This is a genomic window from Phaeobacter porticola (assembly GCF_001888185.1).
Classification (GTDB): domain Bacteria; phylum Pseudomonadota; class Alphaproteobacteria; order Rhodobacterales; family Rhodobacteraceae; genus Phaeobacter; species Phaeobacter porticola.
The window spans coordinates 3,493,638-3,503,750 of the sequence record NZ_CP016364.1; the positions used below are offsets into that span (position 1 = coordinate 3,493,638).

Genomic DNA, 10,113 nt, shown 5'->3' on the forward strand with positions numbered 1-10,113 from the left:
TCAGCTTAGCCGTAGAACGGTGCAGGGCAACTGGGAATTTCTGTGAAATACGCTCATTTCCGCAAGCTTACAGCGCACAGACCGCCCCCTGGTCACCAAGATGGCGCCCCCTTAAGGGAGCGCCGAAACCTATGGGCAACACCTCGGTGTAACTCCCGAAGTGAGATAAGGCCCCTTTATACGCGACCGCCGATCAGACGGTCATCTTGCAGCGGCTTAATCATGTCTTCGTTGATCTCAGGCATGGACCGCAGGCTGGCTTCGGTTTCGGAGTTCAGTTTCAGTTGCCCATTGCGGGTGAAGTCCATGTCGGAAAATGGCACCGCCACCGTGTATTCATTCAGCCCGAGAAAACCACCAACACCGATCACGCCCGCGACTTTACCGTCCTGTTCGATCACATAGTCGATTTCGCCAACGTCTTTGCCGGTCACGCTGAACACATTTTTGCCAATCAGGTCAGCTACAGTCATTTCATCCAATGGCGGCAAAGGCTCGCCGGCAGCATCAGAGGCATCATACTCACCGCGAGGGATGGTGGTGGAAGCGTCAGAGCTTACATTGACGGTTTCATTACCATCCGCAGGGGTTTCGTCGCCTACGGTTTCAACAGTACCATCGACCTTGTACTCACCACGTGGGATGGTGGTGCCCTCGGTGGAATTGATAGACGCGCTGCCGGTGACGTCTTGAGCACCGACCGTTTCGATCGCTGCGTCAGTCTTGGATTCGCCGCGCGGTACGGAGGTGCCCGCCTGTGCAATACCGGCACCAGTCATCAGCGCTGCAGCAGTTACACCAGCAAGAATACGGGTCTTGGTTTTCTGTTCGGTCATGTTGTTCTCTCCGTCAGTTGAAGTACGGAAATCAAACGCTGCCACGGTCGCAAACGTTCCGACAAATATCCTGGATATTGACGTCAAATTCTTGGAACCTTTCGACACGATATTGCGTTTGTGCGCATGTCTCGCGCCGAGGTATTTCGTTCAGATGGTAACGTGAAAACAAGTGTTTGAACGAAAACACCCCGCCAATGGCGGGGTGCAGTGCATGATGATTACAGCCCAGCAGGCGCAGGCAAGAAACCTATCAGTAGCGGTAGTGTTCCGGCTTGAACGGACCCTCGGGCGTGACGCCGATATAGGCGGCCTGCTCTGGCGCCAGTTTCGACAGTTTCACGCCAATCCGGTCAAGATGCAGGCGGGCGACTTTCTCGTCCAGATGCTTGGGCAGGATGTAGACATCGTTCTTGTAGTTTTCACCACGCGTCCACAGCTCAATCTGAGCCAGAACCTGGTTGGTGAAGGAGGCCGACATCACAAAAGACGGGTGCCCGGTTGCGTTGCCAAGGTTCAACAGGCGACCTTCGGAGAGCAGGATGAGACGATTGCCCGAAGGCATTTCGATCATGTCGACCTGCTCCTTGATGTTGGTCCACTTGTGGTTTTTGAGATTGGCCACCTGGATTTCGTTGTCGAAGTGGCCAATGTTGCCAACAATCGCCATGTCCTTCATCTCACGCATATGCTCGATACGGATCACGTCTTTGTTGCCGGTGGTAGTGATGAAGATATCGGCGCTATCAACGACGTCCTCCAGCACAACAACCTCAAAACCATCCATAGCTGCCTGCAAGGCGCAAATCGGATCTACTTCAGTCACCTTAACGCGCGCGCCAGCGCCGCGCAGCGAGGCGGCAGACCCCTTGCCAACGTCACCATAACCGCAAACCACTGCGACCTTGCCGGCCATCATGGTGTCGGTCGCGCGGCGGATACCGTCTACCAGCGATTCCTTACAGCCGTATTTGTTGTCGAACTTCGACTTGGTCACCGAATCGTTCACATTAATCGCTGGGAAGGGCAGCTGACCCTCTTTCACCAACTCATACAGACGGTGGACACCGGTGGTGGTTTCTTCGGAGACACCTTTGATGGCCTCGCGGGTTTTGGTGAACCAGCCCGGGCTTTCCGCCATACGCTTCTTGATCTGGCTAAAGATCGCCTCTTCCTCTTCCGAGGTGGGGATTTCGATCAGATCTGTCTCGCCCGCCTCTACGCGCGCGCCCAGCAGCACGTAAAGTGTCGCGTCACCTCCATCGTCCAAGATCAGGTTTGCACCTTCGGGGAACTGGAAAGAACGATCCAGATAATCCCAATGCTCTACAAGGGTCTGGCCCTTGATTGCAAAGACCGGCGTGCCACCAGCAGCAATTGCGGCCGCTGCGTGATCCTGTGTCGAGAAGATGTTGCAGGATGCCCAGCGCACATCAGCGCCCAGTGCCACCAGCGTTTCGATCAGCACCGCAGTTTGGATGGTCATGTGCAGCGAGCCGACGATCCGTGACCCTTTCAGTGGCTTACTGTCACCGTATTCGTCGCGCAAGGCCATCAGCCCCGGCATTTCGGTCTCAGCGATGTCCAGTTCCTTGCGGCCAAACTCGGCCAGCGCGATGTCCTTGACGATATAATCCACGGGCATTGCGTGCTCCATTCCGGTTACGTTTTTCTATCGCAGCAGGTAACACCGCAATAGTTTATAAGCAACGAAGATGCCCAAAGGCGCCGGGGCGCGACAGTCAGCGGCTGCGCGCCCCGGCCCTCCCAACGGTCCGGGGGGACAGGTCAGCTTGGGCTTTCAGTCACCCTTGGCTGTTCCATTAATTGGAAAAACCCGGTGCCTGACGCAACCACACAGCTGAGCCCGTTGGGATGGGAAACCAGCACTGTAAAGGTGCCGGTTGTCTCTGAGGCCCAGAATTCAATCAAAGTGGACGTCGGTTGACTGGTCTGTAAGCCACCCGCCCTCAAATGCTCCGCGTACGAGGATTGCAGGCGGTCCACCAGATGATCACGAGGGCTACAACCTGCGGCCAGCACAGGCGGTGCGGTCGCAAGCATTCCAAAGATGAGCGATGTGCAGACAAGACGTTTAAACATAGCGATCTCCTTCCGTTTACGCAGGGTGTCACGAAAGAGGCTCGCCAAAGGGGGCAAGAGCCCCAGTCGTCTCTATTAATATTGGGGCCGACTGGGGCTTATTCAAATGCCAGTTGGTCAACTGTTTGTGGTAATGCCGTGTGAATGGCTGGCCGACAGCCCGGTTCATCGCCGTCATTTCCAACAGAGAATTGCGCCGAGGCAAACCGCCGGCTAGTCAGGGCATACTGTCAATAGAAGGGACAGATCATGCCCCCAAAGCCCCCTCGCGCCTGGCAACGGATGCTGTCTGGCCGCCGGTTGGATTTACTGGATCCCACACCGGTGGATGTCGAGATCGAAGACATTGCCCACGGTCTGGCCTTTGTGGCACGCTGGAATGGGCAGACTATTGGGGACTTTGCCTATTCAGTGGCTGAACATTCACTGTTGGTGGAAAGGATTTATTGCCGTCTCAACCCGAAAACCCCGGTACGCTGGCAGTTGGCAGCTCTCCTGCATGATGCACCGGAATATGTAATTGGGGATATGATTTCGCCGGTGAAAAACGCCGTTGGCCCTAGCTACGGCGAATTGGATCAGCGTTTGACCGCAGCGATCCATATCCGTTTTGGCCTACCCGCCACGTTGCCCAAGACAGAAAAAGCCCAAATCAAGAAAGCGGATCGGATCAGCGCCTGGATGGAGGCAATAGAGATCGCTGGATTTTCGCGCAGCGAGGCAGACCGCCTGTTTGGCAAACCGGATCAGACAATATTAACCGGGCTATCGATCCGTCTGCGCCCCCCGGTAGAGGTACGTAAGGATTATGTCGCTCGCCATGCTCATCTCTTAGCGCAGCTGTAGGGGCCAACCGAAATCACCGACAGCCGCATCCACCCCCTTTCGGGTAGAGAGGCTGTCTGTAGATTACTTAGGACTGCGTTTGGCGAGAATGCGTTGCAAGGTGCGACGGTGCATATTGAGACGCCGCGCTGTCTCCGACACATTGCGATCACATAGTTCGTAGACCCGCTGAATATGCTCCCAGCGCACACGGTCGGCGCTCATCGGGTTTTCTGGAGGCGGCGGCAGCTCTTCCTCGTTGGCGATCAGCGCGTTCATGATATCCGTGGCATCTGCGGGCTTAGATAGATAGTCTGTCGCACCAATTTTCACTGCTGCTACGGCAGTCGCGATGGCGCCATAGCCTGTCAGAACAACGACCCGGCTGTCAGGCCGACGTTCACGCAAAATCTCCACCACATCTAGCCCGTTGCCGTCCTCAAGCCGCAGATCCACAACCGCAAAAGCAGGTGGGCGGGCGGTCACAATGGCACTACCAGCAGCCACTGAGCCGGCAGTTTCAACCTCAAAGCCGCGTTTTTCCATGGCTTTTGCCAAGCGTCGCAGAAAGGGTTCATCGTCATCAACCAGCAAGAGTGTCTTGTCCGGTCCTATCTCCTGCATAGCAGCTTCGCCCATACTGTCGGTCTCCCCGAATTGTCGTCAGGTCGTGAAGATTGATATTACGTCGTGCCCCGGAAACGTCAAATCCTCATCCAGTTTACAGGTTTTCCACGAAACAGCCGACCTTGTCTGCGATTTGCTCCGGAGTTTCATCTCTGCGGAAGAATTCAACGAATCCCACGTCTGGCAGCACCAGATAGGAAAAGGTCGAGTGATCAACAAGATAATAGTCTTCGTCACCGTCTTGCTTCTTGTAATAGGTCTTGTAAGCACGGCTGGCGGCCTTGACCTGCTCTAGCGACCCGGTCAGCCCGATCATACGTTCATGCAGATTTGCAGCAAAATCGCCCACCACCTCGGGTGTATCGCGTTCCGGATCGACGGAGATGAACACCGGTGTCACGTCCAGGCCCCGGTCGTCCAGCAGGTCGATTGTCTCAGCATTGCGCGCCACATCAAGGGGGCAGACATCCGGGCAGAACGTGTAGCCAAAATACACCAGCGACGGTTTGGTAATTACATCCTTGTCGGTGACCGTTTCGCCGTTGGCATTCAGTAATTCAAACGGGCCCCCAATGGTGTCAGAACCACCCGCGATCTTGCTACTGCGGCACTGCGAGAACTGATCGTCTCGATCACCGCCGCGCGATGCAAACCAGGCGCCACCCACGAGGGCAGCAACAAAAACGGCAGCGAGAATGGCATAGAGACGGGTCATGAGATCACACTTTGCGCTAGAAAGGGTTGGTCAGCAGTTTGCGCCAGACCTACCAAGAATTTCAGCTGATGCAACGGGCGGCACGGGCTGCCTGCCACACGTCATCCCGGAATAATCCTAGTGATCCTGCGCGGTGTTTGACCTATCCCAGCACATAGCCCAATGACCAGACGGACAAATCAGCGCAGCAGCAGTTGATACAATGACGCCATGACGCAACCCTACGCGGGGCCTTCGGCGCTGATCAATTGTCTGTGTTCGCCATCAGTGCAAGGATAGCGCACCCTTTGGGTTTTGGCTTGTTTGGGACCTGGCCCTGTGTCAGCCATCCTGCAATCGGCCCAACGGCGGCCCCAGCCCCTTCGCTACGGAGAGCGATATGAGCGCAACAAACATAGATCTGCTCAGCGGTCAGGAGCGCAGCCACTGGATCCGGCTGCGCACGCTGATCCTTCTGCGTTGGGTTGCTATTGTCGGCCAGATTTCGGCCATCACCGTGGCGCAGCAGCTCTATAACCTGCAGCTAGAACTGGTACTGTGCTATATTGCGATTGGCGTTTCGGTGCTGGGTAACCTGATTGCCATTATCCTGTTTCCCCAGAATAAGCGTCTGTCAGAATTCGAGAATTTTTTGATGGTTCTCTTCGATCTCTTGCAGCTGAACTTTCTGCTCTACCTGACTGGCGGATTGAACAACCCCTTTGCATTGCTGGTGCTAGGGCCGGTGACCATCTCCGCCTCAATGATGCGACTGCGATCCACGCTGATCATTGGCGCAACGGCGATTATCCTTGTGACATTGCTTGCCGAGTTTCACCTACCCCTGCGCACACCGCAAGGTTTTGTGCTGCGGGTGCCGGACATCTTTGTGTTCGGCAATTGGACCGCTATCGTGATTGCGGTGTTGTTCATCGGCGCCTACTCCTATCGCATCAGCGCCGAGATCCGGTCGATGTCTGATGCGCTGGCCGCAACCCAGATGGCCCTGTCGCGCGAACAAAAGTTGACCGATCTTGGCGGTGTGGTGGCTGCCGCGGCGCATGAGCTGGGCACACCATTGGCCACAATCAAACTGGCCAGTGCAGAGCTGATAGATGAACTGGATGACAGAGCCGATCTGCGAGAAGACGCCGTTCTGATCCGTGAACAGGCCGACCGATGCCGTGATATCCTGCGCAGCATGGGGCGCGCCGGAAAGGACGATCTACATCTGCGGCAAGCCCCTCTATCCACCGTGATAAACGAAGCAGCCGAGCCGCATATGTACCGCGGCAAGACCGTCATCTTTGAAGAAGCCCCGGAAAGCGATGGCAACCCGCAGCACCCCACCATCCTGCGTCAGCCAGAAATCATCCACGGTCTGCGCAACTTGGTCCAGAATGCGGTGGACTTTGCCCGTACAACCGTCTGGATCGACGCCAGTTGGAGTGACGAAACCATCACCTTACGCATCAGTGACAATGGGCGGGGTTATCCCTCACATTTGCTCGGCCGGATCGGAGACCCCTTTATGCGTCGTCGGCGCAGCGACAGCGATCGGCGTCAGCGGCCCGAATACGAAGGCATGGGGCTAGGCCTATTCATAGCAAAGACATTGCTGGAACGCAGCGGTGCACAGCTGACATTCGCCAATGGCTCCGATCCCAACCAAACGCTGTCTCGTGATCCTGCGCGTCGAGGTGCCTTGGTGCAAGTCACCTGGCCGCGTAGCAAGATTGACGCTCTTACGGGGGAAAATGCCGTTCCAATCGGAGAAAATAAACGTATAGAAATTTAACTATTCACTTTTAGGCAACCAATTAAACTTCATTTAACCATTATCGGGAAACATCAGTCGGGAGAGTGAAACACTTGTGGGTAATGAACATCATGCAGCAGATCCTATCTACTGATTGGCTTGTATTGGCGACGCTTTGTGTGGCGACAGCAGCGGCCGCTGTTTGGTGGCTTTCTCCCAACCCCAAACCCAAAGGGTTCGAGCAGGACCTACTTCAAGGCGACGGGCGCTCGGACGCGGTGTTTCTGTTTGACGACACCACACTGATCGGCTGGTCGTCAGGCGCGCGTCGCTTCATTGGTGAACAGGCTGAGAATTTCAGCTGGGCGAACCTACGTGAACAATTGGCCCGCAGCTATCCGGGTCTGCCACAATCCCCAGGCTTCCTGAAAGACGTGGGTCCACTGGTCCTGTCCGGCACCGCAAATGCCGAAAGCCGCGAGGCGCTTTGCGAGTGGATCGACGGTGTGACCCGCGTGCAGTTGCGCAGCACCACATCCGAGGAACAGAACCACAGCATCGATCAGGAGCTGACCACATTGCGTTCCGCCGTGCATCAGGCGCCATACCCGGTCTGGCTGCAGTCGGATGGTGGTGCCGTGACATGGTCCAATCTGGCCTATGATGACCTTAGCCAGAAGATCCGCGGTCGAAATGTGGATTTTGCCGAACCTCTGTTCACTGATCTGGACGACCCAATGGCCAGCGGCAAGCCGGAGCGAATTGCGATTCCTCTACCCGAGAGCAAAAAGAAGCTGTGGTACAATATCTCCACCACCGAGACTGAGGCCGGATGGCTGTGTCACGCCGTGGATGTAAATGCGGTCGTTGACGCCGAAATCGCCCAGCGCAATTTCGTACAGACCCTGGCCAAAACCTTTGCTCAGCTATCCATTGGGCTGGCCATTTTCGATCGCAACCGTCAGCTGGTGCTGTTTAACCCAGTGCTCATCGACCTAACTGCCCTGCCCGCGAATTTTCTTAGTTCGCGCCCCAATCTCCTTACGTTTTTTGACCGGCTGCGTGACCAACGGATGATGCCGGAACCCAAGAATTATTCAAGCTGGCGCCACCAGATGGCCGATCTGCTAGAGGCGGCTGCCGAAGGCCGCTATCAGGAAACATGGTCGCTGCCGTCGGGTTCAGTCTACTCGGTGTCTGGCCGACCGCACCCAGATGGCGCAATTGCCTTCTTATTCGAGGACATCACCGCCGAAATCACGCTGACCCGCCAATTCCGCTCTGAACTGGAAATGGGCCAGTCGATCATGGACCAAATGGACGAGGCAATTGCGGTCTTTGCCAATGATGGCACGATGACATTTTCCAACGCGGCCTATCACGATCTCTGGCAGATGGATCCCGACGGCAGCTTTGCCAAAATCACCATCATGGACTCCAGCCGTATCTGGCAAGACCTGTGCGCTGCGACCCCTGCCTGGGGCGAGATCCGCGATTTTGTGGCAGGCAGCGACAGCCGAGCCCCCTGGTGGGCCAATGTTCAGCTGCGCAACGGCACGCCATTGGTCTGCAAGGTCAGCGCCATCCAGAACGGAGCCACCATGGTGAGCTTCCGGGCGCCGGATCCTGATCCTGCGCCCGTCGAACAGCAGCGCTTTGCCATCAAAAATCAGGAAAAATAACCTCACCCAAACCTCCCCAAGCAGTTTGGTTTCGCAGAGAAAGCCCGGTTAACAGCCGGGCTTTCTCGATCCGACTTGCAGCGCCGCGCACAGGGCGGCATTGTCGCCACATGACAGCCCAGACGATCCAAATCGACCTCCCCTCGCCCGACGCCACCGCAAAGCTGGCAAACCGAATTGGCATGTTCCTCACGCCCGGTGACTGTCTACTGCTCGACGGTATCATCGGCGCAGGTAAAACCCATTTTGCCCGCAGCCTGATACAATCGCAGATGGCCATCCACGAAGATGTCCCCTCCCCCACGTTCACGCTTGTCCAGACCTATGATCTACCCAGGTCCGAGCTTTGGCACGCCGATCTTTATCGCCTGTCCTCGCTAGACGAGATCGAGGAGCTGGGACTGGTTTCTGCCTTTGAGACGGCCGTTTGCCTGATCGAATGGCCCGACAGGCTGGCCGAACTGACACCCGCGTCAGCGCTGCGCATCTCGCTTGCACTGGATCACGTGAACCACGATGGGCGTATTGCAACACTGCGCTGGACCGATCCGCGCTGGGACCCTCTGATGAAGCAGATTTTAACATGACCGACCGAGAACAGCTGATCACTTCTTTTCTGACCAATACGCCATGGCGTGACTGGTCGCGAACACCGCTTGCTGGCGATGCCTCGAACCGCCGGTATGAAAGGTTACACAGCGACGACGGTAGGGCGGTGGTCTTGATGGACGCCCCACCAGACCAGGGTGAAGATGTCGCGCCATTTGTACAGATCGCCGCCTACCTGCGGAAACAAGGCTTGAGCGCCCCTGAAGTCCTGGCCGAGGACCACGACCATGGGTTCCTGATGATCGAAGATCTTGGAGATGCACTTTTTACACGTGTTATGGCCAAAAACCCAAAGCAGGAGCAGTCGCTATATGAGGCGGCAACCGATGTACTGATCACCTTGCACAATGCGCCGATGCCTGAGCTTGAACCCCTTGGCCCACGCCTGATGGCCGAACTGTCTGGGTTGGTGTTTGAAAAATACCGGGATGTCATCCAAAATGACCAATCACCAGACCATTTAGCCCGCTTTACCGACCAGTTTGAGGACATCCTGCGGGGCACAACCAAGGGCGATGTCGTACTGGTGCAGCGAGATTATCACGCTGAAAACCTGATATGGTTGCCAGAACGTGAAGGCATTGCGCGCGTTGGCCTACTGGACTTTCAGGCGGCCCGCGCCGGTCACCGCGCCTATGATCTGGTTTCAATGCTACAAGATGCCCGCCGCGATGTGCCCGCGGCCATCGAAATGCAGATGATCGACCGCTATATCGCGGCGACCGGTGTGAATGACAGCAGTTTCCGCGCTGCCTATGCCGTGCTGGGGGTACAACGAAACCTCCGTATATTGGGCGTATTTGCCCGGCTTAGTTGTGACTATGGCAAGCCACAGTACGTCGATTTGATTCCCCGTGTCTGGGATCACTTCCGGCGCGGGTTGGATCATCCTGCGATGGCACCACTGGCCGAATTCCTGCATCAGGAAATCCAAGCACCAACACCCGATGTTCTGGACAGGTTGCGCGGCTAATGGCG

At 56.3% G+C, this 10,113-nt stretch carries 10 protein-coding genes; 5 read left to right on the forward strand and 5 right to left on the reverse strand.

All coding sequences use genetic code 11. The annotated features are described in order from the left end of the window. Window positions 1–176: 176 nt before the first annotated feature. The 3 genes from PhaeoP97_RS16770 to PhaeoP97_RS16780 all read right to left on the reverse strand — a co-directional run bounded on the left by PhaeoP97_RS16770 (window position 177) and on the right by PhaeoP97_RS16780 (window position 2,939). Complete coding sequence (locus PhaeoP97_RS16770; protein WP_072506049.1) at window positions 177–836, reverse strand: PRC-barrel domain-containing protein; 660 nt, start codon at window positions 834–836, stop codon at window positions 177–179. Window positions 837–1,089: 253 nt separating this feature from the next. After that, the gene (gene ahcY / locus PhaeoP97_RS16775) at window positions 1,090–2,481 is read right to left on the reverse strand and encodes an adenosylhomocysteinase (protein WP_072506050.1); all 1,392 of its coding nucleotides are present in this window, start codon (window positions 2,479–2,481) and stop codon (window positions 1,090–1,092) included. 143 nt (window positions 2,482–2,624) lie between these two features. Further along, the gene (locus PhaeoP97_RS16780; RefSeq protein ID WP_072506051.1) at window positions 2,625–2,939 is read right to left on the reverse strand and encodes a hypothetical protein; all 315 of its coding nucleotides are present in this window, start codon (window positions 2,937–2,939) and stop codon (window positions 2,625–2,627) included. A gap of 249 nt (window positions 2,940–3,188) precedes the next feature. Here PhaeoP97_RS16780 and PhaeoP97_RS16785 point away from each other — a divergent pair, with 249 nt between their 5' ends. Further along, window positions 3,189–3,785, forward strand: a complete 597-nt coding sequence (locus tag PhaeoP97_RS16785; protein ID WP_072506052.1) for an HD domain-containing protein — start codon at window positions 3,189–3,191, stop codon at window positions 3,783–3,785. Between the two features lie 63 nt (window positions 3,786–3,848). Here the strand turns inward: PhaeoP97_RS16785 and PhaeoP97_RS16790 are convergent, their stop codons facing one another. Together PhaeoP97_RS16790 and PhaeoP97_RS16795 are read right to left on the reverse strand one after the other, a co-directional pair. Then, window positions 3,849–4,403 carry an ActR/PrrA/RegA family redox response regulator transcription factor gene (locus PhaeoP97_RS16790; RefSeq protein ID WP_072506053.1) on the reverse strand — a complete coding sequence of 185 codons (555 nt, stop codon included), beginning with the start codon at window positions 4,401–4,403 and terminating at the stop codon, window positions 3,849–3,851. An 82-nt stretch (window positions 4,404–4,485) separates the two neighbouring features. Next, on the reverse strand, window positions 4,486–5,106 hold the full coding sequence (locus PhaeoP97_RS16795; protein ID WP_072506054.1) for an SCO family protein: 621 nt from the start codon (window positions 5,104–5,106) through the stop codon (window positions 4,486–4,488). Between the two features lie 379 nt (window positions 5,107–5,485). Between PhaeoP97_RS16795 and regB the strand changes: the two genes are divergently transcribed. The 4 genes from regB to PhaeoP97_RS16815 all read left to right on the forward strand — a co-directional run bounded on the left by regB (window position 5,486) and on the right by PhaeoP97_RS16815 (window position 10,108). Then, entirely contained in the window at window positions 5,486–6,883 is a 1,398-nt protein-coding gene (regB, locus tag PhaeoP97_RS16800) for a sensor histidine kinase RegB (RefSeq protein WP_072506055.1), read from the forward strand. Between the two features lie 92 nt (window positions 6,884–6,975). Beyond that, complete coding sequence (locus PhaeoP97_RS16805; RefSeq protein WP_072506544.1) at window positions 6,976–8,526, forward strand: PAS-domain containing protein; 1,551 nt, start codon at window positions 6,976–6,978, stop codon at window positions 8,524–8,526. Window positions 8,527–8,636: 110 nt separating this feature from the next. Continuing rightward, window positions 8,637–9,113, forward strand: a complete 477-nt coding sequence (gene tsaE / locus PhaeoP97_RS16810) for a tRNA (adenosine(37)-N6)-threonylcarbamoyltransferase complex ATPase subunit type 1 TsaE (RefSeq protein WP_072506056.1) — start codon at window positions 8,637–8,639, stop codon at window positions 9,111–9,113. Further along, the gene (locus PhaeoP97_RS16815; RefSeq protein WP_072506057.1) at window positions 9,110–10,108 is read left to right on the forward strand and encodes an aminoglycoside phosphotransferase family protein; all 999 of its coding nucleotides are present in this window, start codon (window positions 9,110–9,112) and stop codon (window positions 10,106–10,108) included. The genes tsaE and PhaeoP97_RS16815 overlap by 4 nt, the downstream gene beginning before the upstream one ends. The last annotated feature ends 5 nt before the right edge of the window (window positions 10,109–10,113 follow it).

What these genes read in the sequence shown, in the direction of transcription:
- PhaeoP97_RS16785 (WP_072506052.1), top strand. Translation starts at nt 3,189, where the DNA reads ATGCCCCCAAAGCCCCCTCGCGCCTGGCAACGGATGCTGTCTGGCCGC.
- PhaeoP97_RS16780 (WP_072506051.1), bottom strand. Translation starts at nt 2,939, where the DNA reads ATGTTTAAACGTCTTGTCTGCACATCGCTCATCTTTGGAATGCTTGCG.
- PhaeoP97_RS16790 (WP_072506053.1), bottom strand. Translation starts at nt 4,403, where the DNA reads ATGGGCGAAGCTGCTATGCAGGAGATAGGACCGGACAAGACACTCTTG.
- PhaeoP97_RS16795 (WP_072506054.1), bottom strand. Translation starts at nt 5,106, where the DNA reads ATGACCCGTCTCTATGCCATTCTCGCTGCCGTTTTTGTTGCTGCCCTC.
- PhaeoP97_RS16805 (WP_072506544.1), top strand. Translation starts at nt 6,976, where the DNA reads ATGCAGCAGATCCTATCTACTGATTGGCTTGTATTGGCGACGCTTTGT.
- regB (WP_072506055.1), top strand. Translation starts at nt 5,486, where the DNA reads ATGAGCGCAACAAACATAGATCTGCTCAGCGGTCAGGAGCGCAGCCAC.
- ahcY (WP_072506050.1), bottom strand. Translation starts at nt 2,481, where the DNA reads ATGCCCGTGGATTATATCGTCAAGGACATCGCGCTGGCCGAGTTTGGC.
- tsaE (WP_072506056.1), top strand. Translation starts at nt 8,637, where the DNA reads ATGACAGCCCAGACGATCCAAATCGACCTCCCCTCGCCCGACGCCACC.
- PhaeoP97_RS16815 (WP_072506057.1), top strand. Translation starts at nt 9,110, where the DNA reads ATGACCGACCGAGAACAGCTGATCACTTCTTTTCTGACCAATACGCCA.
- PhaeoP97_RS16770 (WP_072506049.1), bottom strand. Translation starts at nt 836, where the DNA reads ATGACCGAACAGAAAACCAAGACCCGTATTCTTGCTGGTGTAACTGCT.